General features: G+C 36.1%; 20 protein-coding genes. 10 read left to right on the top strand and 10 right to left on the bottom strand.

The annotated features are described in order from the left end of the window. Positions 1–26: 26 nt before the first annotated feature. The 6 genes from MCBB_RS07240 to MCBB_RS07215 form a co-directional block, all read right to left on the bottom strand. A complete protein-coding gene (locus tag MCBB_RS07240; RefSeq protein ID WP_071907134.1) occupies positions 27–1172 on the bottom strand; it encodes a sugar phosphate nucleotidyltransferase in 1146 nt (381 codons plus the stop codon). A gap of 227 nt (positions 1173–1399) precedes the next feature. Continuing rightward, entirely contained in the window at positions 1400–2572 is a 1173-nt protein-coding gene (locus MCBB_RS07235; protein ID WP_071907133.1) for an aminotransferase-like domain-containing protein, read from the bottom strand. 248 nt (positions 2573–2820) lie between these two features. After that, a complete protein-coding gene (locus MCBB_RS07230) occupies positions 2821–3723 on the bottom strand; it encodes a 4Fe-4S binding protein (protein ID WP_071907132.1) in 903 nt (300 codons plus the stop codon). A 147-nt stretch (positions 3724–3870) separates the two neighbouring features. Next, positions 3871–6435: a cation-translocating P-type ATPase gene (locus tag MCBB_RS07225; RefSeq protein WP_071907131.1), complete on the bottom strand. Its 2565-nt coding sequence runs from the start codon at positions 6433–6435 to the stop codon at positions 3871–3873. Between the two features lie 109 nt (positions 6436–6544). Continuing rightward, positions 6545–7450: a cation diffusion facilitator family transporter gene (locus MCBB_RS07220; RefSeq protein WP_071907130.1), complete on the bottom strand. Its 906-nt coding sequence runs from the start codon at positions 7448–7450 to the stop codon at positions 6545–6547. Between the two features lie 460 nt (positions 7451–7910). Then, a complete protein-coding gene (locus MCBB_RS07215) occupies positions 7911–9026 on the bottom strand; it encodes a pyridoxal phosphate-dependent aminotransferase (protein ID WP_084790016.1) in 1116 nt (371 codons plus the stop codon). A gap of 48 nt (positions 9027–9074) precedes the next feature. On the opposite strand from MCBB_RS07215, the gene MCBB_RS07210 reads away from it, so the two are divergent. After that, entirely contained in the window at positions 9075–10502 is a 1428-nt protein-coding gene (locus MCBB_RS07210) for an amino acid permease (protein WP_071907128.1), read from the top strand. Between the two features lie 288 nt (positions 10503–10790). On the opposite strand, the gene MCBB_RS07205 is transcribed toward MCBB_RS07210, so the two are convergent. Further along, entirely contained in the window at positions 10791–11297 is a 507-nt protein-coding gene (locus MCBB_RS07205; protein ID WP_145976025.1) for a hypothetical protein, read from the bottom strand. A gap of 588 nt (positions 11298–11885) precedes the next feature. Beyond that, positions 11886–13436: a radical SAM protein gene (locus MCBB_RS07200; RefSeq protein WP_071907126.1), complete on the bottom strand. Its 1551-nt coding sequence runs from the start codon at positions 13434–13436 to the stop codon at positions 11886–11888. Between the two features lie 240 nt (positions 13437–13676). Between MCBB_RS07200 and MCBB_RS07195 the strand changes: the two genes are divergently transcribed. The 7 genes from MCBB_RS07195 (at position 13677) to MCBB_RS07165 (ending at position 21460) form a co-directional block, all read left to right on the top strand. Then, the gene (locus MCBB_RS07195) at positions 13677–14144 is read left to right on the top strand and encodes a phosphopantetheine adenylyltransferase (protein WP_071908030.1); all 468 of its coding nucleotides are present in this window, start codon (positions 13677–13679) and stop codon (positions 14142–14144) included. 52 nt (positions 14145–14196) lie between these two features. Beyond that, positions 14197–14727 (top strand): inosine/xanthosine triphosphatase, encoded by a 531-nt coding sequence (gene yjjX, locus MCBB_RS07190; protein ID WP_071907125.1) that lies wholly within the window; start codon positions 14197–14199, stop codon positions 14725–14727. A gap of 408 nt (positions 14728–15135) precedes the next feature. Further along, on the top strand, positions 15136–16731 hold the full coding sequence (locus tag MCBB_RS07185) for a glycosyltransferase family 39 protein (RefSeq protein WP_231916331.1): 1596 nt from the start codon (positions 15136–15138) through the stop codon (positions 16729–16731). A gap of 71 nt (positions 16732–16802) precedes the next feature. Next, positions 16803–18506, top strand: a complete 1704-nt coding sequence (locus MCBB_RS07180; protein WP_084789892.1) for a glycosyltransferase family 39 protein — start codon at positions 16803–16805, stop codon at positions 18504–18506. Positions 18507–18548: 42 nt separating this feature from the next. Next, positions 18549–19457, top strand: coding sequence for a lysylphosphatidylglycerol synthase transmembrane domain-containing protein (locus MCBB_RS07175; protein ID WP_071907123.1), 909 nt, complete (start codon positions 18549–18551; stop codon positions 19455–19457). Positions 19458–19476: 19 nt separating this feature from the next. Beyond that, positions 19477–20664, top strand: a complete 1188-nt coding sequence (locus tag MCBB_RS07170) for a glycosyltransferase family 4 protein (RefSeq protein WP_071907122.1) — start codon at positions 19477–19479, stop codon at positions 20662–20664. 49 nt (positions 20665–20713) lie between these two features. After that, the gene (locus MCBB_RS07165) at positions 20714–21460 is read left to right on the top strand and encodes a class I SAM-dependent methyltransferase (RefSeq protein ID WP_071907121.1); all 747 of its coding nucleotides are present in this window, start codon (positions 20714–20716) and stop codon (positions 21458–21460) included. Here the strand turns inward: MCBB_RS07165 and MCBB_RS07160 are convergent, their stop codons facing one another. Continuing rightward, complete coding sequence (locus MCBB_RS07160) at positions 21461–22408, bottom strand: glycosyltransferase (protein ID WP_071907120.1); 948 nt, start codon at positions 22406–22408, stop codon at positions 21461–21463. It abuts the gene before it with no gap. Positions 22409–22458: 50 nt separating this feature from the next. Here MCBB_RS07160 and wecB point away from each other — a divergent pair, with 50 nt between their 5' ends. Beyond that, positions 22459–23535 carry a non-hydrolyzing UDP-N-acetylglucosamine 2-epimerase gene (gene wecB / locus MCBB_RS07155; RefSeq protein WP_071907119.1) on the top strand — a complete coding sequence of 359 codons (1077 nt, stop codon included), beginning with the start codon at positions 22459–22461 and terminating at the stop codon, positions 23533–23535. Between the two features lie 11 nt (positions 23536–23546). On the opposite strand, the gene MCBB_RS07150 is transcribed toward wecB, so the two are convergent. Then, positions 23547–24194, bottom strand: a complete 648-nt coding sequence (locus tag MCBB_RS07150; RefSeq protein WP_231916329.1) for an acyltransferase — start codon at positions 24192–24194, stop codon at positions 23547–23549. Between the two features lie 937 nt (positions 24195–25131). Between MCBB_RS07150 and MCBB_RS07145 the strand changes: the two genes are divergently transcribed. After that, on the top strand, positions 25132–26910 hold the full coding sequence (locus MCBB_RS07145) for a glycosyltransferase family 39 protein (RefSeq protein WP_071907118.1): 1779 nt from the start codon (positions 25132–25134) through the stop codon (positions 26908–26910). Positions 26911–26922 lie beyond the last annotated feature (12 nt).

Raw genomic sequence — 26922 nt, 5'->3', positions numbered from 1 at the left:
ATCCAGTTCAGAGTGCAGTGGCCTCTTTATATGTCTGCATCCACAACAGAATCAGAGACTATGTTTGTTTGGTTTTTGATGTGTCGTGATGATTTTACAACTGAATTTTTCCCTATCTCAACCCTGCTACCTGTAACAACCCCTTTTTCTATGATGGTGTGTTCGTTGATTGTGCAGTGGGTGTCTATGATGCATCCGCTTAAAAATGAGTTTTTCTTCACAACACTGTCTGAAAGAATCACGGAACCCTGAATTGTGCTGTTTTTGCCTATGTAGACTCCGTCTCCAATAACGGTTCCATGAGATAGTTTACTCCCATCGTCAAGAAAAGAGTTGTTTCCAATTACAACGGGTCCCTCTATACGCACTTTTCTGCCAATATGGATATTTTTACCCATCCATATATTCCCTATTTTGCCAATGCTCTGTTTTGCACGTTTTTTATAGATTTTTTGATGAATTTTGCGGTTTAAAATATCGTAGGTGGCTTTTAGGTATGTTTCAGGCCTTCCAACATCGTTCCAGTAACCATCGAAGACGTAGCCATATATTCCTGCATCTTCCTCTATCAACCTTGGAAAGATTTCATTTGAAAAGTCTATTTCACCTTTTTTCTCATCAAAGAAGTTGAATATTTCAGGTTCAAATATGTATATGCCGGTATTTGCAATGTTACTGAATACCTCATCTGCTGATGGTTTTTCAAGATAGTTCGTTATCCTGGAATCCTCATCAAGGACAGCTATTCCAAAGTGGCTTGGATCCTCAACAGGTGTTAAAACAAGGGTTGCAACAGCCCCTTTGTCTTTGTGAAACTTTAAAACATCCTTAAAATTAACGTTACTTATAACGTCGCCGCTTAAAACCAGAAAAGTCTCTTTTATACACTTTTTAGCCTTCAAAACACTTCCACCAGTACCCTGAGGTGATTCTTCCACGGAGTAGTTGATGTTAACCCCCATACTGGATCCATCCTGGAAGTGCTCCTTTACATTATCTGATCTGTAGTTCAAGGTCATTACTATGTCCTTAAAACCCATAGATTTAAGTCTTTCCACTGTATGCTGGATTATGGGCCTGTTAACAAGTGGAATCATGGGTTTTGGTCTTGTAAATGTTAAAGGGCGGAGTCTTGTGCCCTTTCCACCAGCCATGATCACGGCTTTTAACATAGATAAACACCACCAAAAAAGGTTTGATTGCAAATAAAACCGTCAAAAAACTCTTCTTAACCTTTAATTTCTTTATTATTTTATGTTCTCCAGCCAATAAATACCTATCGAAAAAAAGGAAGAGATACCTTTAATGAGTTTAAAAAGAAAATATGATGGGAAGAATCTGTTGAAAAACTTTTTTATGGGGTTTTCATTGTTAGCTTCAACAGAATCTCTCAAACCCATTATAAAATTTTTTCAAGTGCATTTGAAAGTCTTTTAATACCTTCAACTATACTTTTTTCATCTGAATTTGAGAAGTTCAACCTCATGGTGTTGATTTCAGGATCGTCCGCATAAAATGCTTCTCCTGGAACGAATGCAACATTCTCTTTTATTGCAAGGTCAAAGAGCTCCATTGAAGAAACACCTTCAGGCAGTGTCACCCAGAGAAACATTCCTCCCTCAGGTTTTGTGCAGGTGACACCCTCGGGAAAGTACTCCTCTATGGAATTGACCATGACGTCCCGCTGCATCCGGTACATGCTCCTTATTTTATTGAGATGCTTCTCAACATCGTATTCTGTTAGGAAGCGGTGCACCATCCTCTGGGCCAGGTAGTTTGAATGAAGATCCGAGGCCTGTTTGGCTGTAACCAGTTTGTCCATAACTTCTTCTCCTGCCACAACCCATCCCAGGCGAATTCCAGGGGCAACGATCTTTGAGAATGAACCCAGAAGCACAGAATCCGGTAAAAACTTTTTAATTGGGGGCAAATTTCTGCCCATAAATCTGATCTCGCCATAGGGATTGTCCTCAACAAGAACAGCATTATTTTCCTGGATTATCCCTGCAACTTCCTTTCTCTTCTCCTCAGAGTAGCTTATTCCGCTGGGATTCTGGAAGTTGGGAACGCAGTAGAAGATCTTGGAGTCCCCATTTTTCAAAAGCTTTTCAAGGGCAGGGGTATCTGGGCCGTCGTCCATGAGTTTCACAGAATGAAACTTGGGTTCGTACATTCCAAAGGCCTGGATAGCTGCAAGGTAGGTGGGACGTTCCACGATCACACCATCGTCCCTGTTGAGGAAAACCTTGCCAACGAGATCCAGTCCCTGCTGAGAACCGTTGGTTATTAATATTTCATCAGCATCCACCTTCAAACCATTTTTAAGATACCTCTGAGCAATGTACTCTCTCAGGGGTTTGTAACCCTCTGTTGTACTGTACTGTAAGGCTTCACTGCTTTCGTACTTTAAAACTTCCGATGCAACTTCTGCAATTTCCTTATGTGGAAATGATTTAGGGTTTGGAAGTCCACCACCAAAGGATATGATATCAGAATCCTCTGTAACCTTCAATATTTCTCTAACAAAGGATCTTGGAACCTTTGACATTCTATCTGCAAATAAATCTTTCATTTGAATCTCCTTAGTAATTTTTAACTCTCAAGCTTAAAAAGGTGATGAAAGTTGATAGTACCTTCTTTAAATTTAGTAGGGAGTTTAAATGTTATTCCCTATTTCTCTTTAAATAATCAAAAAAAATCTTTTTAAAAACTTTTTACATATTTAAAAATTTGTTAAACCTTTCAATCTTTAAAACATTCTTTAGTCAATACTTTAAATCAGTAAATAAAACTTAAAACTTTCAAAATATTTTTAGAATATTATTCATGTTTTTTCCTAGTGCCGTAACGTTTAACATGTTCCCATGCCTCATGGTAAACTTTGAAATCTTCATTTTTTGAGTAGATCTTCATATCTTCCCTTCCGAAGACCTTTCTATCCTCCCCAACAGGACAAACCTTTATGCAGATGCCACATGGAGCCCTTAACTCCTTCCTGAGATTTTTACTTCGCAGTGCACATTTCAACTTGTCCATGGGTGGTGGGAAATATTTTAAATCCATTTTTGGATCACTTAATTCATTTTTTAAATCATTTTTTATGAGATTTTGAGGATAAATGGCATTTACAGGGCATTCCACAGTGCATCTCATACAACGCGTGCAAAGATCGTTTATTTTTGGAACTTCAGATTCTATAGGTGCAGTTGTGAAAATGGATGTGAACCTGACCCTTGGACCGTACTCTGGAGTGAGGATGACGTTGTTCAGACCAATTGAACCTAAACCTGCAAGGTAAGCAGCATACTTGTGTGAGAAAAATGCAAGGGGCCTTTCAATCAAGACATCGATGTCTCCGTAACCATCACGTGGCAGGTAAATTGATGGATAACCTTTCTCTGTCAGGAAATTTGAGATCTCATAGGCCTTCTCATCCAAGAGTGCGTTAACGGTGTTGTAGAGGTTATGGTAATATATGGAGGGTGCTGTTTCAACTATGGGGAGCTGAACCGGCAGTCCTATAACCACAACAGTTTTTGCCTCAGGATATATGGATTGGGGCCTGAATTCCTTGGGTATCCACTCTTTGAAGGTATTTGGAAGTTCTTCTGGAGGTTTTTCCCACCTTTCAACCGGTGTAAATCCCACCAGGGGTACTTCGAGTTCCCTGCACTTCAGAAGCAATTCCTCTTTAATGGATCTGGCTTTTTTGCGAGGTTTCATTTCAATCAACACCCATTTCAATCTTCATTTTTTTTACTTGCTGTATTTATCCTTTAATACAACTTTAATCCATAGTCTCCAGGTTATCTCCTAGTAAAACTTTAACATGTTCTGTAATTCATTCTCTAAAACCTCAATCTATTTAATTTATCTTTTAACTATCTTAAAAGCCTTGAGTCCCTCGAACCACAGCACACTGATGATCCCGGCCATCAGGCACATGACGAGGTCCTTTGGGTGGAGAACACTGAAGTTGAAAAGACTGCGCAGAGGTTCGAAGTAGAGTACAAGTCCCAGGAATAGTACTGCACCACCCACTATCCACCACAATGCAGAGTTGGGTGATCTGATGGTGTTCAGTATGGTGCCGGACCATGAGAGGTTGGTGAATATCAGTCCAATGTTGGCAATGATGAGGGTGGTGAAACTCAGTGTACGGGCATCAAGTTCACCCATACCTGTGTAAAGGGCAAGAACGAAGACGCTCAGCACTATTATGAGAACGCTCAGGCCCTGCATTATGCTGAATCCAATGGTTTTTCTATCGAAGAGGGGTTCTGTCAGGCTTCTTGGCGGCTTTTTCATAACACCCTCCTCTGCAGGTTCTGCCTCGAACACTATGGAACAGGCAGGATCGATGATTATCTCAAGGAAGACGATGTGGACTGGCAGGAGTACCAGGGGCAGCTGGAAGATCACAGGGATAAGGGACATGCCTATTATGGGGATGTGAACCGACAGTATGTAGGCAGTTGCCTTTTTCAGGTTGTCGAAGATCCTGCGGCCCATTTTCACCGCTGCAACAATGGATGAAAAGTCATCCTCAAGTAGAACCAGTGATGATGATTCCCTTGCAACATCTGTACCCCTACCTCCCATACTCACACCGATTTGGGCTGATTTGAGGGCCGGGGCATCGTTGACACCATCCCCTGTCATTGCAACCACCTCACCGTGTGCCTTAAGGGCATTCACGATGCGGAGCTTCTGCTCTGGCACCACCCTTGCAAAGATGTTCACAGATTTTAGCCTCTCCTGAAACTCATGATCGTCCATGCTGTCAAGTTCAACTCCACTTAAGACATTTTCAGGATCCTTCAAGCCTATTTTTTCCCCTATCTTTTGTGCAGTTCCCTTGTAATCTCCGGTTATCATCACAACCCTGATACCTGCACTGTAGCACTCCTTTATGGCCTCTGCAACACCTGGACGAACTGGATCCATGAATCCTACAAGTCCCAGGAATTCGAATTTGAAGTCGTGCTGTTTTTGGGGAAGTCCTGTCTCCCTGAAGGCTGCTCTTGCAACGCCGATGATACGAAGGCCTTCACCTGCCATTGAACGTATGTTATGGGAAAGCCTTTCTGTCTGCATCTCATCAAGGTGGCAGAGATCTGCAACAGCTTCAGGAGCACCCTTGGCAGCTATGATGTAGTCATGACCATCTGGGGATTTCCAGACATGGGACATTGCCATTAACTCAGGTGAAAGAGGATATTCACGTATCAGGTTCCAGTCCTCATGTAAATGTTCTGTCTTTGCAAGTGTGGCTTTACCAAACTCCTTCAGTGACCTTTCCATAGGGTCGAAGGGATCCCTTTGACTTGCAAGTATGCTGAACTCTATTATACCATGGAGATCCTCAGGCAGAGGTTTTTCAGATCCAGTACCATCAGTTTCCATGTAAGATTTCATGTTGTGGTACTTTCCATCTGTGAATATACTGGTCACTGACATTTCGTTCATGGTTAAAGTACCTGTTTTATCCACACAAAGCACAGTTGCTGATCCAATGGCCTGAATTGCCTGTGAACGTCTTGTTAAAACCTTTTTCTGCGATATTCTCCATGCTCCAAGTGCCAGGAAGATGGTGAGCACAACTGGAATTTCTTCAGGCAGAATTGCCATTGCAAGGGCTATACCTGCAAGAAAACCGTTCAACCAGTCCGATCGTGTGAAACCGTATATAACAACCACTGCTGCACAGAGGAGAACTCCAGCCAGTGCAAGATTAAAAACAAACTTTCTACTTTCCTTCTGAAGTGGTGTGGCTTCTGTTTCAAGGGTTTCAAGGCGCTTGCCTATTGCACCGATTTCAGTTTCCAAACCCGTTGCTGTGACCTGTGCCACACCCTGACCCTGGACAACCAGCGTTCCAGAGAAAACAGAGGGCAGACCATCCCCACCAGGGGGGTGCATGTCCATAATACCCTTACACGGAACTTTGTGCACAGCAACGGATTCACCTGTGAGCAGAGCTTCGTTGATGCTGAGGTTGGTGCATGAAATTACAACCGCATCTGCAGGAACACGATCCCCCTCTTCAAGAATCAGAATATCATCAAGAGCAACTTCACGGCCTGCTATCCTTTTCTTATGGCCGTTGCGTATTACCTGTGCCCTGGGACTGGACAGATCACGGAGGGCCTCAAGTGTGCGTTCAGTTTTACGTTCCTGATAGAAGGTTATGCCCATTATGAGGAAAACAAATCCCATGAGCATGAGTGCCTCCTGCAAGTCTCCCAGAATGAGGTAGATGGTTCCGCATGAAATTAAAAGGAGAAACATGGGCTCGCGGACAACATCCAACATGATCACAAGGAAGCTACGCTCACGGGCAGAGGGCAGCTCGTTGTAACCATGTTCTTCAAGCCTTTGGGCAGCTTCTTCTTCAGAAAGCCCACGGATATTTTTTATATCCAGATCATCCATAAACCGTCACCAACAAAACCTTTATGGATATTTAATATTAATTATTCCAAGATTGAGATAAACTTATCCTATGTGATTGGATTTAACATATTCAGTCAACATAGAAGTTTCATTCAACACAGAACTCCTCATCGTTGTCTTCGTCCCTTGGACAGACATGGACGGTTACAATGTTTACAACATCAACTTCCTTGATTATGTTCCTTTCAACACTGTGGGCAATTTCATGGGCTTCTTTAAGACTCAAATTACCTTCAACAGCAACATGAAGGTCAACGGATGCATATGGTCCAAGATAATTTATTCTAACGTTGTGGATTCCAAAGGTACCTGGAACAGCCATTGCAGCTTTCTTTATGTTGATCATTATGTCCCTGGAGGGTACTGTGCCCATTATGTTGTTGATGTTGTCCCTGCCTATGTCGAAGGCAGTTTTTAAGACCATGAATGCAATGAAAATGGCAACCAGGGGATCGAGTATTGGAAATCCCATCCTGGAACCCACAACACCAACAAGTATGGCTGCACATGAGAATATGTCCACCTTCTGATGGTGTGCATCTGCAACTATGGCCGGGCTGTTTATCTTCTTACCTGCACGCATCATGTAGGTTGTCATTGCAAGGTTTGCGCCAACACCAAGGAGTGCCATGACTGCTGCCGTCATTTCAGGAGGAGTCAGAGCAGCTCCAAGGATCAGTTTCCTGTAAACCTCTGAAAGGATTTCATATGCAATGATTCCAAGGAAAAGAACTATTATAAGGCCTGCAAGTGGTTCGGCCCTACCGTGGCCGTAGGGATGCTTGCTGTCAGGGGGTTTGAGCCCGATCTTAAATCCTACCGAGGTTATGATTGAGGTCAAAACATCTGAAAAGGTGTGGGCAGACTCTGCAACGAGGGCCATACTGCCTGAAAGCATCCCCACAACGAAGTTCAGGAGTGTTAAGAGGACATTTCCTGAGATTGCAATAGAAACTGCCTTTTTACCTATCTTTTTTCGTTCCTCGACATCCAAAATTACACATCCTCCAGATCAATATTATGAATTTAGACTGAGATTAACTTTATTAAAACTTCAACTATAAAAATGATGTGGTTTTCAGCTTTAATTGAAGTTAGTTTAACCTAACATTGGATTTTAAGTTTGTTGATAAGAATTAAGGCGTTAAAATCTTTTTAAATTTAATTATAATTTGTATTAATTATTATTTTTAAAAAAAGGGAATTTTAATAAGATTTTAACGATAAAGGATTGGATCATGTAATACTTAAAAAAAAATAATGAAATAAAAAAAATGATTCTTAAATAATTAAAAATTAACTAATTAAAAAAATCTCAAAAATCTAAAATTAAAAAATTAAAAAATTTTTATAAAGATTTAAAGATTATTTTGAATGATTTTTTTTTAAATGATTCCTTTTTAGAATTAACACGTTATAATGATTTAATTCTAATATTCTAATTTAAATCAGGATCAAACAATTTTCAAATCCTCAAGCCTGTCCATTGCCTCGTTGATGTTCTCCTGGGAAGTTGCATAGGACAACCTGATATTATCACGTCCATACCCTCCAAAGGAACTTCCATGGACAGTTATAACGTCCCGCTTCAGGGCATCTTTAACGAACTTTTCAGATTCAGGTACCTCTGGAAATGCATAGAAAGCACCCTTCGGTGTTGGACAGTCTATTCCAAGTTCCTTCAAACGTTTAAGGAGGAGATCCCTTCTGTTTTTGAACTCGGTAACCATTTCACCAACACAGTCCTGTGGGCCTTCAAGAGCTGCAAGGGCTGCACTCTGGGATATGGAAGTTGCACAGGCAGTTGTGTACTGATGAACCTTCAAAAGCTCCTCAGTTAACTCCGGGCTTGCAGCTGTGTAACCCACCCTGAAACCGGTCATTGCATAGGCCTTTGAAAACCCATTTATGGTCACAACATTTTCAGAGTAGCTTCCAGGACTGTAATGCTTCTCATCGTAGATGATCTTCTCGTAGATCTCATCGGATATGAGAACGATGTCGTGATCATCAGCAATTTCAGCCAGGCCTTTGACATCCTCTTTACTCATAACCCCTCCTGTTGGATTTGAGGGGGAGTTAAGCACTATGGCCTTGGTGTTATCTGTCAGGCTTTCAAGCACAGATTCTGGTGTTGTTCGAAATTCAGTACTCTCCTCGAGTTTTATAGGTACTGGAATTCCTCCAGAAAGTTTCACACATGCTGCGTAGGATAGAAAACCTGGATCAGGAACGAGCACGTGATCTCCTTCATCCACAAGGGCCTGCATGCACATGAAGAGGGCTTCACTGGCACCAACAGTCACTATTATGGATTCAGGGTCTGCTTCGATGTTGTTGTCCTCTTGGAGTTTCCTTGAAATTGCCCCCCTTAATTCTGGTATTCCCTTATTAACTGTGTAGTGTGTGAGTCCCTCTTCAATGGCTTTCTGGGCTGCTTCCCTTATATGGAGAGGTGTGTCGAAGTCTGGTTCTCCAAGGCCCAGGCTGATGGCATTTTCTCCGGCAAGTTCAAACATCTTCCTTATTCCAGATAAACTAACTGATTCAACTCTTTTTGAATATCTCATAAGCATTACCATACCTACTTTTAGCATGAATTGTATAAATAGGAAACCATGTCTGAATCTGGATTGAAACGTTCACTGGGTCTTTTTGATGTGGTGAGTCTGGTGGTTGGAACCATAGTTGGTGCAGATATATACATAGCAGCATCATTTGGTGCCGGCTTTTTAGGCCCGTCATCTATTTTTGCATGGATAATTGCAGGTTTAATGGCGATAATCATAGCCATGTGTTTCGCTGAATGTTCTTCACTCGTTCCAAGGGTTGGAGGGCCCTATGCATATGCAAGGGAAGCTTTCGGAGATCTTACAGGATTTTTGGTTGGTTGGTCCCTTTTAATAGCTTCCTGGAGTGCCATAGCAGTGTTTCCCCTGGCATTTGTGGCATATCTTAAATATTTTTATCCTGCAATGCCTGGCTGGGAACAGATACTGATAAAGGTTTTGTTCGTCCTCTTTCTAACCTTCATAAACTACAGGGGTGTTAAGGAGGCAGGAAAAATCAACGATGTGCTGACTGTTTTAAAGATTGCACCCATATTCATACTTACAATTATTGGAATTGTTATTTTTGTGATTCATCCCTCCCAGCTTGCATCCAACTTCACACCAATATCACCCCTTGGATTTGGAGGGTTTGGAAGTGCACTAGTACTTATATTCTGGGCTTATGTGGGTTTTGAACTTGTAACAGTACCCTCCGACGAAATAATCGATTCAAAAAAGACAATTCCACGGGCAATACTATTGGGCATGGGCATTGTAACCCTCTTTTACGTGCTGACCAACTTCGTGATCCTGGGCACGGTTCCCTGGAGGGAACTTGCATCATCCTCTGCACCACTTGCACTGGCAGGATACACTGTTATGGGGAGTATAGGTGCTATTTTTTTAACGGTGGGTGCCCTTTTCTCAATTTCAGGATCTGATGAGGCAGGGATTCTATCATCAGCGAGGATACCATATGCAATGGCAGGAGATGGTCTTTTACCCCATGCATTCTCGAAGGTGCATCCAGAGTACGGCACACCATACGTTTCCCTGTTTGTACAAAACAGCATAACCCTTGTGGCCGCCATCTTCGGAACCATAAGTCAGCTCATAATCATTTCAGTCTTCACACTTCTCTTCTGTTACCTTTTAACATGCGTATCAGTTTTTCCATTGAAGAAGAAGTTTGACGGCGGAATAAACCTCCCTTGGATTGTACCTGTCTTAGGAGTAATTATATGCGTTTACATGATGATACAGTGCGCTGTGAATCAAATATTAATTGGGATTGTGCTTATAACCCTAGGGATACCTATCTTCTGGAGGTACGCTACCGGGGAGGAGATTGAAGCTGTTAAAAGGGACATGTTCCTTGGAAGGGGATTATTCTCAAGGTTTGTAATGTTCCCTCAAAAGGCTTTGGCCCACTTTTTAGGACATCTCTACTCTATTTTGAGGGAAATACATTCAATTCTTTTCCATCACAGTTGAAATTTTGATTTTCCATCTGTTATTAAGTTTAGGAATAACAAATTCTCAGAATAGTTTAAAGAATGAAATAATTCAAAGAATAAAATTAGATCTGCTGATTTTTAAAAAAACTTTAAAGTATAAATTAATTTTTTTTATTTAATATCAGAATAAACAATTTTTTTAGGTTTAAAAAAAGAATGGATTGATCATACCCTGATTTCAACTCAAGATACGATCCATGTAACGGTACCTTCATTAGGTGGGTACCTTTTATTTGTTTTCAGATCTCCCTTCAAAAGGGGCAAATCAATGGTTGCCCAGTTTGAATTTCATCTGATTTTCTAACATCACCATTATTCCCGATCCAATCTGTGGACTTCCACTCTCTGCATCGATTTTAGTGTTTTTTGTTGTTTTAGGAACTGTAACTGTTTTCTTTTCCTTTATCAGGGGCTCAGTGTAGGTTAACTGTAGTATGTTGATTGCCTGTACGGTGTTATGGGTTTTGTTTACAGTTTTTGTACTTGTGTTGTTTGTAGTGGTCTTTGTTGTGTTGTTTGTGCCTGTTTTTTTCGTAGTTGTTTTAGCAGTGCTCTGGATGGTGTAGGGTGTTAACCTTAAACTTGAGCCTGAAATCTTCTCGTATCCCGTTTGCATGTCGTAATCACAGTCACAATGGGAACAGGTCCATTGTCCCCCGTCACAGTACTTACTGTAACTTAAAGTACCGTAACTGTGACACTGTGGACAGTAATTCAGAAATGTGCCCTTTTCATAGGCCCACACTCCATGGCTACCCGTTGCTTTAGCCACAGCTGTTACATATTTACTTGTAACAGAAACGTTGTATGGTTGATTGGTTCCTGCAATTGCAGGACTAACTGATAGTAATGTTAGTGACAGGATAACAAATATCCTGAATAAGTTTCCCTTAATCTAACCGCCTCCTATTTCGGTTTCATGGATTTTACACGCCTTGCTTTGCAGTAGGTCGTGAATGCCACATAGCCACTTAGGAGTTAATAAAACATTTCTAATTCCTCCATATAAAATAAAATGAGTATATAATCTGTATCAATGATGAATACAATTCATAAACAAAATACAGAAAAAAAGAAACTCAGTTTATGTATTCAGATTTATATTTTAAATTCAAAATTTTCAAGATTTATTTTCTTAAAAATTTATTTTCAATATATTTTCATTTTCAAGAGGTATTATCTTGATTCAAAATGTTCTTATTGGATCTTATTAGTACTATGGATTTCTTGTTAGTGTGCTTCTAATATTTATAAGTTTCGGTTATGGGGGATGTAACTCAAGATATGGCTGCAAATAATACCTCTTGATGGTTGGAGGATAAAATTAGATGATGGAACTTAAACTGGAGGTATTGGGGGATTAATCACATGAACCACAGTTGTAACAACCGAAAGTTTCACACCATGGAGTTATATCTCCATTTAGAGCTTTCTCATGTTCTTCCTTGAGGAAGGCATCAGTCACTCCAACATCTATGTCACTCCATGGAAGATCCACGTGAGGATTTATTTCTGCCCCAAACTTCTTCCATTCCTTCATCTGAACCTTACTTTCCAGGGATCTTTCTATCAAATCCCCCAGATCTTCTCCCCCATTTGATAGAACGTATTGTATCAGTGAGTTTTTAGGGCTCTCCATCTTGAAGGATCTGAGGTGCACCTCTGATTTCAGATACTTGGCATTTGCCTTTATCAGGTCAAAATCGAATTTTTCCCACTGGAATGGTGTGTGGGGTTTTGGTATGAATGGATTAACACTCACCCTGAGGGCATTGCTCTTTTTTGATAGTTTACTCAACCTTTTAATGGACTGTGCCATGCATTGGAGGTCTTCGTGTGTTTCACTGGGCAGGCCCATTAGGAAGTAGAGTTTAACGTTCATACCCTGCTTGAATGCTGTTTGAATGGTTTCCATCAATTTTTCATCAGTTATGGGTTTGTTGACAACCTTTCTGAGCTTCCATATGGATTCTGGTGCTATGGTAACGGTTTTAAGTCCGCTATCACGTAGTATGGTCAGGAGCTCATCTGAGATGGATTCAATCCTCAATGAGGGGGTTGTGACCTGAAAACCCCTCTCAGAAAGGCCAAGACATAGTTCTTCAATCTTTGAGTGGTCTGAAACTGCAGCCCCGATCATGGCTATTTTACTGAGTCCCGTGACTTTCCTGCCCTTTTCAGCCACTTCAAAGAGCTTTTTCAGGGGCATTTCACGTCTTGGTCTGTACATGCACCCTGCCATGCAGAACCTGCAGCCCCTGGTGCATCCACGTGAAACCTCCAGGAGAAATGACCTTCCAAATGCGGGTAAAAACTCTTTATCATCTGTTTCAGGTACAACCTGCCTTATTGGCTGCCATGCATCCTCCATTTTCTTCACAACCTGGATCTTAACTGGGTTTCCAGGTACGTAAACTCCGGGTATGTCAAGGAAGGCATCAAGGTTCTCTCTGGGGTTTTCAAGTTCCATGAATCTGTCCAGAACCTCATCCAGGATGACCTCTGCCTCCCCAACCACGAAGAGGTCAATGAACCTGGATACTGGCAGGGGATTTGAACTTGCACAGGGACCACCAGCAATCACCAGAGGGTCATGAGAAGTTCTATCCTCCTTTCTCAGTGGAATGCCACCATCACGCAGCATCTTAAGCACGTTGACGTAGTCCTGCTCGTACTGAAGTGAAAAGCTCACCACATCAAATTTGTTCAGGTGTGTGTTGGTTTCAAGACTCCTTGAGTATGGATAAACAACTCTCTGGCAGTAAATATCTTCTCTGGAGTTTAAAAAGTCGTAGATTATGTGGAAACCCAGTGAGGACATTGCACTGCGGTAGAGGTTGGGGTAGCATGATGCGAAGTTCACATCCACGTTCCGGGGATTTTTCAAGACAACGTTGTGTTCCTGGAGCATAACCTATAATCTAAACGAAATACATAATCAAGATATCGGATTCAGAGTCACATGAAAGTTCAAATTCACATGAAAAATAACTCGAGAGAATATCATTAACTCTGTATGCAATACTCAACAAGTCACACCCAAGAAATCAATTAAAAACTTTTTAAATAAATCGACAACCAATACAAATTAAAATTAACATTTACCTTTTTAAGGAATCATCAATAAATCAAAAGTTAAGGAATGTACCAAATGAATGAGAAACCCTACAGGAAAGTGGCAGTTGGAGGAACATTCGACAAGTTCCATGAAGGCCACAGAACTCTGGTTGATAAGGCCTTTGAAATAGGCGATCACGTTGTTATCGGTGTAACCTCAAATAAATTTGGAGGGGTCAAGGGTAAAATTGAACCCTGCAACATAAGAATGTCCAATTTAAGAGGTTTACTCCAGGAAAAACCCCTAAACTACGATATAAAGGAGCTCAACGACCCCTACGGAACAACCATCCACGACGAGGAGGTCGATGCCATCGTTGTGAGTGAGGAAACAGAACCCACAGCCCTTGAAATAAACAGAATAAGACGTGAAAAGGGAATGAAGGCACTGGACATCCTAACCATTGGAATGGTGCTTGCAGAGGATGGAAGGCCCATCTCATCCACAAGGATACGTAAGGGAGAGATAGACAGGGAAGGAATCATCATAAAGGATGAGTGATGATTTTTATTTTTTTTAATCTATTTTTCTGTAGTTCAAGGAGAAAATTTCCATGAAGGTTGCAGTTGGATCCAAGAACCCTGTTAAGGTAAGGGCAACGGAGAATGTTCTAAAAAACTTCTACAACGATCTCCAGGTTTCAAGTGTTGATGTGGATTCAGAGGTACCTTCACAACCCTTCGGACTGGATCAGACCATAGAAGGTGCAGTTAACAGGGCAAAAAATGCATATTCCAGTGATGTTGACTTGAGCGTGGGTATAGAATCAGGGCTCATGGAAACACCCTCATCAATAACAGGTTACATAGACCTGCAGTGGTGTGCAATCTTCGACGGCAGCAGGGTAACCATTGGTGTAAGTTCTGGATTTGAGTATCCTCCTGGAGTTATAGAAAAGGTTTTAAAGGGACGTGAAGTTGGAGATGTTATGGATGAGGTTACAGGAATCTCCAACCTCGGTGAGAAGACTGGTGCTGTGAGTCATTTGACCCACGGACTTCTGGACAGAACTGGAAACACTGAGCAGTGCGTTCTCATGGCTATGGTTCCGAGGTTGAATGAGAGTGTTTATTTTGGGGATTGAAGGTTTTATATTACTTTACTTATTTTAATATGTTTTTAATTTCATTTTTATTTTATAAATTCATAAAAAGACTTAATTTAACAGGTTATACTCTTATTAAACGGATTATTAATATAATTTTATAGGAACAAACTAAATTAATCACTTCAGATTTCTGAATTAGAAACTCTATTTTTTCTATTTTTAGGTTACGCATTAATTTTGATTATTACATTAATATTATAAATGAAAAAAGTATATACTTTATTTTAGGGATTCATTTGAGGACTACTGGTGATATATTTGGATAATGATAATAAATTTGGAAAAAAGTTTTTGACACTGTATAATAGTCTAAAAAAGTATTCTCATTATATTTCGCCCATTGTATTGATGTTGGTTGTGAGTATAGTTACTTATTATCGTGTAATGATCCAAATGGAAATAGGGCCTATCTGGGATACTTGTGATTTTTTATCAAATGCTCTTTTGTTTGCTGGTCAAGGAACAGGATATGCTGATTTAACTAGGCCGCCATTTCTTTCGTTTTTAACTTCTTTGTTTTTTAGGTTGGGTTATGTTTCGCCAACTGTTATTTTTGCTTTGGATGGTGCTATCTTTGTATTTGGGGTTATTGGATTTTATTTACTCCTGAAAATACGTTTCAGTGATATGGAAAGCTTATTAGGCGCATTACTTTTTTCCACATTTCCCATTGTTTTATTATTCGCAGGTTTTGGTCTTACAGATGTTCCTAGTCTTTCGTTTTCTATATGGGCGATTTATTTCACGGTTTTGGCTGTTAAGAGGAATTCAAAGTTTTTTTATTTGGCTTTTCCATTTTTTGTGCTGGCATTTTTAACTAGATACGCCATAGCATTTGTCATATTTCCAATGTTGATTTATATTTTAATAAATAAAAGATTTGTTAAATATATCAGAGACATCTTAATTGGAATTTTTGTATCATTTCTATCCTTGATTCCATGTTTATTGTTTTTTTATTCAACATTTGGAAATCCTCTTTATCCTTTTTCTACATTTTTTGGTGTAACCACAACTTCATCACCAATCTCGTCGGAAAACTTTGCATATCACCCTAACTTATTTTATTTTATATTAAAATCTCCAGTGTACATTGGAACTGTAGGTTTTATATTTCTTCTCATCATTTTGTTTGGTTTTTTTATTTTTACATCTATCAAATTGAAAAAAGGAGATTTGAAGGTTAAAAATCATTTAAAATATTATTTTAATGTTAAAAATAACTTTACAAAGTTGAAAATTCTCATAATTCTACTATTAATTATAATATTTGTTGGAACATTTGGAAAGATAACTTACATGCTCAGTGAATTAATATTTTTTGCTTTGCTGTGGTTTTCATATGATCTCTTAAAAAACATTGATATAAAGAATATGGATTTAAACCTCCTTTTTTTGTCGTGGTTTATGGCATTTTTTATATTTCACAGTGTCTATGTAATGAAAGATGGAAGATATTTCCTTACAATGACTCCTGCTATTTCATACTTCTTAATTTTAGGATTAAGAGAAGTTTCAAATAAATTAACATTTGGTCTTAAGAATAAACATATAATTTTGTATTTATTTACGATATTTTTGCTTGGAATGATGTTGTTATCCACAACTTGCTACTTACTTGACCTTAAAAAACCACAATCTAATATTGAACTTATAAATGAAGACATGATTTCAGCAAGTCACTGGTTTGTAAATTATGATGCTGATTACAAGAATAAAACTATTTATTCAGATGAGTGGCCTTATACTGGTTGGTATTTGAAGATGCATATCGGAATGATGCCAATTTTTAGGGATAATCAAAAATTTTACTGTGGTGTAAAGGATTATTCATTTAACTCGAATGATAACACAGCATTTAACAATTATTTGGATGCTGAAAATGTTGATTATTACTTTTGTGTGAGAAAAGGATTAAATTTAACACATTATAAACCTATTAAACAGTTTGGGGATGTAGTTATATATAAGAAAAATTGATATAAGTTAAAAGGATTTAAGGGATAAGATTTCATTGAATTAATTGATTATTTTGGTAGTGGGGACTTTTTTTGGAAAATAAATGGACAAGGATTTCAGAAGTATTTAGGAACTACAAAGAAGTCTTCTTTTTGACTTTTTTATTATTAATAACCATCGTTATCACTTATTATCGTGTAATGATCCAAGTAAATTTAGGTCCTAATGAGGATACTTACACTTATCTGGCAAATGCTCTTGTGTTTGCTGGTCAAGGAACTGGATATGCGGATTTAACTAGGCCTCCTCTTCTTTCGTTTTTAACTTCTTTGTTTTTTAGGTTGGGTTATGTTTCGCCAACGGTTATTTTTGCTTTGGATGGTGCTATCTTTGTATTTGGGGTTATTGGATTTTATTTACTACTGAAAATACGTTTCAGTGATATGGAAAGTTTATTAGGTTCTCTCCTGTTTGTTACGTTCCCTGTTACTTTATCCTTTGTGGGTTTTGGGTTTACGGATATTCCTAGTCTTTCGTTTTCTATATGGGCGATTTATTTCACGGTTTTAGCTGTTAAAAAGAATTCAAAGTTTTTCTGTTTGGCATTTCCATTTTTGATGTTAACCTTTTTAGCTAGATATGCCTTAGCATTTGTCATATTTCCAATGATGCTTTACATTTTGATAAACAATAAACTTGTTAAAGATATCAAAGATATTATAATTGGAATCCTTTTATCAATTCTATTCATGATTCCAATTCTGCTGTTTTTTTATTCAAAATTCGGAAATCCTTTGTATCCGTTTTTCAATTTTTATGGTGCAACTGCAACTTCATTCCCGATTTCACCAGAAAATTTCTCATATAATCCGGACTTCTTTTATTTTTTATTCAGGATAATACCAGTTTATATTGGAATGGAAGGTGTTGCAGTTATCCTAGTGATCCTATTTGGAATTTTAATTTGTGGTATTAATAAATTTAAAAAACTTAAATGTGTGGATAAAAACAGATTTTTAAGAATTTTGAAGTTAGATAAAACTACAAAACTGAATTTAATACTGTCTTTGATACTTTTAGTTGTATTCATTAGTACATTAGGTAAATTGTCTTACATGTTCAGTGAATTTGTATTCTTTGCTTTTTCTTGGGGATTATATGAATTATTAAAAAGGTTTGATATAGAGAATATGGATTTTGATTTTCTATTTTTATTATGGTTTATGGCATTTTTTATATTTCACAGTGTTTATTTAATAAAAATTGATAGATACTTCCTTACAATGGTTCCTCCAGTATCTTACTTTCTAATTTTAGGTTTGAGTAAAGTTTCAGATAATTTAAGATGTAAAATTAAAGATAGGACTATGACCTTTAATCTTCTTGCTATTGTATTAATATTATTGATATTTTTTTCAGCAGCAGCTTATTTACCTTTACTTCAAAAGAATATTTATGGAATTAAAGCTGTAGATGAAGAAATGGATTCAGCAAGTCAGTGGCTTGTTAATTATGATCCAAATTACAAAAATAAAACGATTTATTCAGATAAATGGTCTGCGTTTGCTTGGTATTTAAAGATGGATGTAGGAAAGGTGCCCTTTTTTAAGGGCAATCAGAGGTTTTATAACGGTGTAAAAAATGAAGACATTAACATAAAAGATAATGCAGCATTTAACAGTTACCTGGAGAGTAATAATGTGGATTATTATTTCTGTGTGAGAAAAGGATTAAATTTAACACACTATAAACGTATTAAGCAGTTTGGAAATGTAATTATATATGAAAGATGTTAAACTTCGGGGTAGGCTACTATAATTTATCAAAAGATGGATATCATGCATTTAAAAGAAACTCTCAAAAGTCAAAGGACACTTAAAGTTATAATTTCTATATTAATACTCCTTTTTTTATTTAAATTCATAGATTTTAACTTACTCTTAAGCAGTTTAAAAAATTTAAATGCTTTATTCTTAATTGTTTTGACATTAATCCCTGTTAATATACTCTTGAGAGCTTGGAGATTAATGATAATTTTAAACAAAGATGGAAAACTTATTTCACTCAAGGACTCTTTTTATCTGAATCTTGCAGGCATAACCTTGAACCTTTTTTTACCTGCAAGCTCTGGAGATATTGCAAAATCGTACTATGGATACAAATGGCATGGTATTAAAGAGGAAATGTTGTCATCAAACATATTCGACAAATTCATGGCTCTTTTTTCTGTATTTTTTATAGGTACTTTAGCAGCGATTTTTCTTAAATTATATTTATTATCCCTTTTTTCATTATTTTTGACTTCATTACTTGTTTTCCTGCTTTTCTATCCCAAAATAATGCCCTGGAGCCTTTTAAATAAATTACTTTCAATTTTCCTTAAAATAAGATTAGATGAGAAAAAATTAGAATCTTCTTTTATGGTTTCTAATATAATTAAATTTAAAACATTTTGCATATCTCTGCTTGCTTGGATTATTTTATACTTCCAGTTCTATTTACTTTGCATGTCATTTTCTGTGGACATAACATTTTTCTATGTTTTGGCAGTTTCTCCATTGATGAATCTTGCCATACTGTTCCCCTTGACGTTTAATGGTTTGGGTACAAGTGAAGCAATGATTATGTACTTGTTTAGTTTAATTAATATATCACCAACTTTAGCGATTCTTGTTTCATTATTTTCACAAGTTGTGAATTCTGTAATACCCGGGTTATTTGGATTTTTGATAATTGTAAGAAAATAAAAATTGGTTAGGAATTGATATGAAAATTGGAGTTATAACCTCAGCGTATCCTGAATTTGAGGATGATCCTCATGGAATATTTGTGCATAGACTCATGAAAGAGATAAGTAAACAAGGGTATGATGTGAAAGTCATGGCACCTTATACAGGTGGTAAAACTGAATACCTGCTCGATGGAGTAAAGGTGGAACGTTTCCATTACTTTTATCCTAAACGATTCCAGAGGTTATGTGGCAGATCAGGTATGATAGATAATGTTAAAGAAGGATTTTTTGTAAAATTTCAGGTTTTAACATTTATTTTGTTTAATTTGGTGAATTCAGTAAGTAAACTTAAAGACAGAGATTTGATTCATGTTCATTGGTTGATACCTAATGGATTAGGGGCTTTAATTGTTAAAAAAATCTTTAAAATTCCTTACATAAGTACCATATATGGAGAGGAAGTTTACCTTTCTAAACGTTATAAAATCGACTTTATCCTTCGTAGTTTCATTAATAATTCAAACAGATCCGTAGCGATCAGTAAAGGAACGTTGGAAAGCTGTCTTAAAATTGGTCTTAAAACTGAAACATTCGATGTAATCCCTTTTGGAGTTGATACAGATTTTTTTAGACCTTTAAATATTAATAGAGATTTGAAAACCTTTCAAATACTGTCAGTTGGATATTTGATAGAAAGGAAGGGTTTTGAATATTTAATAAAAGCGATGCAAAATGTTTTAAAAAAATATGCAAATGTAAAATTAAAAATAGTTGGTTCTGGGCCATTGGAAGGAGATCTTAAAAGCCTTATTAATGATTTAAACTTGGATAAAAATGTTGAAATCCTTAAAAATGTTTCAGATGAAGAATTATTGAATTTGTACAACTCCTCAGATCTTTTTATATTACCCTCAATTGTGGATTCTCAAGGAAATACAGAAGGATTAGGTGTGGTTTTACTTGAGGCAATGGCCTGCAAGGTACCTGTTATTGGGTCAAATATTGGTGGAATACCAGATATAATTCAGGATGGTGAAACAGGGTTGCTTGTGCCTGAAAAGAATATATCCAAACTTTCTAAAGCTGTAATAAACTTAGTTGAAAATGAAAATTTTAGAAATAAACTTGCTAATGGAGGATATAACTTAGTTGAGGATAAATTCAATTGGAGAAAAATTGCACAGAGTTATATAAGTATATACACTCAAATTAGTAATAAATAAGTTTTAAAAATTAAAAATTGCATGTATTAAAGCTTTATAATGTGATTATATGAATCAAGAAGAGATATATGATAAGGTATGGCAGGACATAAGTGTAAAAAACCCAAGACCATTCCTTGAATATAAAATGGAGTTAATAAAAAAATTTTTTGTAGGAAAAAATAGTGGGAGAGCTTTAGATATTGGATGTGGAGATGGGTTTTTTACTTTTAATTTAATCAAACAAGGATATACTGTTGATGCTATGGATATCTCTTTGGAAGCCATTAAATCAACAAAGGATCGGCTTGAAAAGAGTGGACTGACTTCCTGTGTAAATTTATTCAATAAGAACATATTTGAATTTAAACCAAATGAAAAATATGATCTTATTTTATGTTTAGAAGTTTTAGAACACATAGAACAGGATACAAAGGCCTTAAAACAGATAAATGGTTGGCTTAATGATGGAGGAATACTAATTTTGAGCATGCCTCATAGACAAGATTTATGGAATTATTCTGATGAAGTTGGGGGTCATTGTAGAAGATATTCAAAAGAAGATGTGACTAATAAATTGAATTTAGCTAATTTTGAGGTTGAAGAAATATTTGATTATGGGTTCCCTTTCATCCGTTTTTTTGTCAATGGCTTTTGTGTACCATTTGCCAAAAAACAGAAATCACAAATTAACCCTCCAAAAAATAGTTTTTTTGCTAGAAAAGCGGGTCAAATATTAAGAAATTTATGTAAAATAGATACTCCTTTTATAAATAATGATAAAGGGATAAATTTAGTTGTTTTGGCAAAGAAATAATTATTCTTTAATTTTCTTTTTAAGTAGCTTATTCTCCTTTTGGATTATGTAAACTTCTCGTTTAAGCAAACTTATTTGTGTTGCAACAAATCCAAACATCAATATTTGTATTCCAGAAATTATCATAATGGCCATGAAAAGCATTAAGGGCCTTGTAGGATCAAGAGTACCCATTAAATATTGATAAAAGAGATATATGGCGCTTATTATTCCAATAAAACATAAAATAAAACCAACCACTCCGAATAACATCATCGGTTTTTCATGAAACGAAAATAAGACATGTGTAATGGTTTTTGCCTTGAATTTGAGTTTGGACTGTCCTAACTTTCTTCCTTCTAATACTGCTGGAACTTCTTTTATTCGAAAATGATTCGCATTAACCTTTGATAAAATTTCAAGGTTGATTTCTGTGCCATTTGATTCTAATTCCAATGAATCCAGAACTTCTTTTTTATATGCTCTTAAAACACTGGTTACTGTGCTTAAATCCCCTGGAATTGAAAACCCCACGAAAAGATTGGCCACTTTGCTTATGAATAATCTTACAAATGGAACATTTTTAACCGCACCACCTTCCATGTAAGGGGAACCAACAACCATATCAATGCTTTCATCATTTATCAATTCAGATGTTAGTTTAATGATATGATCTGCACTGTAACTGAGATCTGCATCGATTGTAACAACTATATCTCCAGTTGCGTTTTCAAAACCAGTTCTTAATGCTCTGCCCATACCCATATTCGTAGGATTCTGGAGAACACGCACCTTTTGGTTTTCAGATGAAAATTCTTTTAGTAGTTTGTAAGTGTTATCTTTGCTTCCATCGTTTACTGCAAGGATTTCATAGTTTTTGTAATCTTTTAAACTGTTATTAACTTCTTGAAGTGTTCTTTGAACATTGTCCTCTTCATTGTACATTGGAATTATCACAGAGATTTTCATAATAACTTGTTGGGAAATACTTATTATATATCCTTTTCTAAAGTAATTATATGAAAATTGCCACTATTCTTGGAACAAGGCCGGAAATAATTAAGTTTTCACCTTTAATTCCCCTTTTGGATCAAGAATTTACTCAAGTGCTGATCCATACGGGCCAACATTACTCTTACAGTATGGATAAAATATTTTTCGAAGATCTAAACCTCAGAAGCTGTGATTACACTTTGAATGTTGGATCAGGAAGTCACGCACAGCAAACTGGAGAAATGATGATCAAATTGGAGGAAGTATTACTCAGAGAGAAACCCGATTTAGTACTGGTTCAAGGAGATACAAATTCAACCCTTGCAGGAGCTTTAACTGCTTCAAAGCTTCAAATTAAGGTGGCACATGTTGAGGCGGGATGTAGGTCCTTTGACAAGAACATGCCTGAAGAGGTTAACAGAGTGGTGGTCGACCATTTATCTGACTTTTTATTTGCACCTGATGAAAATGCCTACGAAAATCTCATCAATGAAGGAATACCAAAAGAAAAAATTTACCTTGTTGGAAACACATCTGTTGATGCATGTTTAAGGGCTAAAGAACTGTTTAATAAGGAAAAACTTAAGGATTTTTCATTGATAAAGGAAAGTTATGCAGTTTTAACAATTCACAGACAAGAAAACACCTCTTCTGAGAAATTAAAAGAAATTATAAGTTCTATTAATACGATTTCTAATACAGTAAATGTTTTGTTCCCGGTTCATCTAAGAACAAAGGCCGTTATTGAATCAAATAAAATAAATTTAACTGAAAATGTTATATTAACAGATCCTATGGGTTACAAGGATTTTATGGGTTTGTTATCAAATTCAAAATTTGTTTTAACAGATTCTGGTGGGATACAGGAAGAAGCTGTGGTTTTAAATGTCCCTTGTCTAATTTTAAGGGACACAACTGAATGGATGCATTACGTGGACATGGGTAAAAATCTCCTTTTAGGAACAGAGCAAAGTGGGATTGTTGATTCTGTAACTGAACTCTTATCTGATGAGGAAAAGATAAGTGCAATGAAACGAGTAAAGGTTAATCTTAATGAGGGTGCACCCCTGAAAATCGTGAACACACTAAAAAAAGTAGCTTAAAAATTGATATACTAAATTTTATTCAAAGTTTTTAAATGTTTAGGAAGTGGTTTTATTTTTGCTGGTGCACCTATTGCAAGGAAGTGTGGTGGAACATCCCTTGTGACAATGGCTCCTGCAGCGACCATTGCACCCTCTCCAACTTCAACGTCAGATAAAAAAGTTGAATTAGCCCCTATTGAAGCACCCCTCCTAATTTTAGGGCCTTTCAGTTCGAAATCAATTCTTATAGGGTATTTATCATTTGTAAAACACGCACATGGACCTATAAAAACATAATCTTCTATAGAAGTGTTTGTGGGTATATACACATTGGATTGTATACTTACATTGCTTCCTATTGTACAATGTCCTTCTACAACAGAATTGGTTCCAATTAAAACATTGTCTCCAATTTCAGTTTTTTCACGTATTGTAACACCATGTCCGGTTCTAAAATTGTCCCCTATTTCTACATCGTTGTATATAACTGAATTTGAACGTATGAGTGCCTTTTTTCCTATCACAGGATTTTTAGATATCACTTTGTATTTTATGCCTATTTGTACATTTTCCTGAACTTCTGAGCTATCAATAGAACTAATTGTTTCTGATCCAGAAAATAAATTTTTAAACCTTTCCATATTCCAAGTCCTTGATCTTTTATTTATAGATGGCATTTTTACCTCAATTAAATGGCATTAATAAAATTTTAAATTTCGAACTATTATTATGATATTTATTACTAATTTATTTATCTATGTTGATTTTATATTTTTTTAGTTTTTTGACAGTATTAAATTATGAAATCTTTAGGGTTGTTTTTTTAATATGTCAATCTATACTATTGATTATTAATGGTGATATCCTTGTGAAACTTTAATGTCTTTTTCAGTTTAGGTGACACAAATTCTAATATTGCAAAATTCAGATCAATAATTTAACAGTATATGGCATTTTTTGCATAATCTAATTTATTATCTAATAAAATCAGTATGATATCCCCATTCATACGTATTCTGTCTTATGGATTTAGGGATTGTAAAATTTGTATATTTGGTCCTGTGTATATCACAAGTTTTTTTTATTGTTGAATTGTTTCATGGATACTAAAAAAATAAGGATATTAACTGGTTTTTGGCATTCCACTTACAACCCTTAGTTGCGGTACCTTTAGTTTACATCCTCATTCGGACCGTGTTTATTATAAATTACATTTTTCAAGATGAAAAGCATTTGTATCTTATTTAAAGGCCTTATGGACACACAGGGGTTCTAAAATAGTCAAGGTTATGGAATAATAAGAGATTGAAATTAGTAACTTTATTAATACTTCTTCTTCGTTTTGGAGAAGATTTAGAGTCTTTTCACACTAATTATGGTCTTTTTATCAGTTAATATGGAAATATGGATATCATAATTTAAATTGAAAAGTTCAATGAGGTATTAAATTAAAAGTAAAATATTTTGTTTGAAAAAAATGTTTGAAAGGAAACTTTTAAATTTATATTTAATTTTTTAAGATTAAAAATAAAACGGTAGCTTTTTAACAAAAGCTTTAAGGAGGAATAGTTTAATATCCTATAATATTATTCATATGATGTCTTGGTGAGGTTATTGAAAGATTTAAGTTGGTCCAAATTTTTAAAGTTATTGAATGAAAGTTCCTTTTTGTTCACGTTGATCCTCTTAATAATAATTACAGTTGCAGTGACTGCTTATAAAATTAAGATCCAGATGGAAATAGGTTTGATGTGGGATGCCTTTTCCTTTTTAACAAATGCACAGTTCTTTGCAGGTCATGGTTTTCACATAGAGTTGATACGACCAGTTTTTCTATCCTTTGTTTCATCATTGTTATTCAGAATGGGTTATGTGTCCACAGTTACCATCTCCATAGTGGATGGTGCATTTTTTGTTTTAGGAGTTATTGGACTTTTCTTGCTTTTAAAACAGCGGTTCAATGATCTTCAAAGCCTTTTAGGATCTCTGATCTTCATATCCTTTCCAGTGGTACTCTTATGGGTTGGAGTTGGATACACTGATATTGCAAGTACGTCACTTTCAATTTGGGCTTTGTATTTCACAGTGCTTGCAGTTAAAAAGAATCCTAAGTTCTTCTATTCGGTATTTCCCTTGTTGATGCTGACATTTTTAACGCGTTTTCCTGCAGCAATTACAATTTTTCCAATCCTATTTTACGTATTAATAAATAGAAGTTATATTAAAAATTTAAAGGAAATTTCCATTGGAATTGGAATATCTTTAATCATAATAACACCTGTCTTAATTTTCTGGTACAAAATGATGGGAAATCCATTTTTACCAGTTTTAGGGACATACTCAGCTACTAGGGGCTCTTCTGTGAATTGGTTCTCTTACAACCTTGATCCATTTTACTACGTTAAAAATGCCTTTTATTGTTTCTTGAACATGAACTTCTTGAATAATCCTTCACTGAGTGTCTTCATTTCTTTCATATTACTTGAAATAGTTATAATTTACTCAATTGTAATGGGGCTTGTTATTTATTTACACAAGATATCAAGGATCAAAAGGAATGGATTAAAAAATTCAGAAAATCCCCTAAAATCTATAAAAACAAAAATAAAGGGTTTAATGCTTTTTGCATTAGCTTTGATCTTTATTTTTTCAATAAACAAAGTAAATTATCTTCTATCAGATGTTTTATTCATTATTTTAATGTATTTTGTCTACAAAATCCTTAAGAATGATGAACTAAAGTTTTTGGATATCGACTTTTTAGTGCTCACATGGTTAATTTCTTACCTGATATTCAGCAGTGTTTTTCAAATTAAGGTTTGCAGGTACTTCATTCCAATGGCACCTGCTGTAGCTTACTTCATGACCCTTGGAATAACTGAATTTTTCAGCAAGATAAATTTTAAAATCAAAAAAACCCATTTAAGTTCTATTTTAACTTTAGCTTTAATGGTAGTATTTTCAGTGTTTACAGGGGCGTATCTGTATCATATAGGACATGATCCATTGGCCAATGGATCAAATTTCAATTTAAGTCATGGAAAATTTGAGATTACAAGTGAACATTACGATGGGGAACTTTACTACGAAACTTACAACACAACTGAACTAAAAACAGTTTCTAACTGGCTTGAAAGTTACGATCCAAACTACAAAAGTAAAATTATTTACTCAGATTATTTCGGGCCGCATCTTTCATGGTACTTAAAAACCCATGTAAGAGTTATAATGATCAATGATACAGGAGACTACTTAAACAATGAACTGAAAAATCAAAAAGCAGATTATTACATCAGCATGCTTTATAAGATAAAGCTCAAGGATTATAGTAAAATAAAGATTTTCCCAACGAAATTTGGGGATATAACTGTTTATAAACGGCTTGATGAATAGATCCTTAATAGT

The organism is Methanobacterium congolense (assembly GCF_900095295.1).
Taxonomy (GTDB): domain Archaea; phylum Methanobacteriota; class Methanobacteria; order Methanobacteriales; family Methanobacteriaceae; genus Methanobacterium_C; species Methanobacterium_C congolense.
This window is presented reverse-complemented; position numbering and strand designations above follow the sequence as displayed.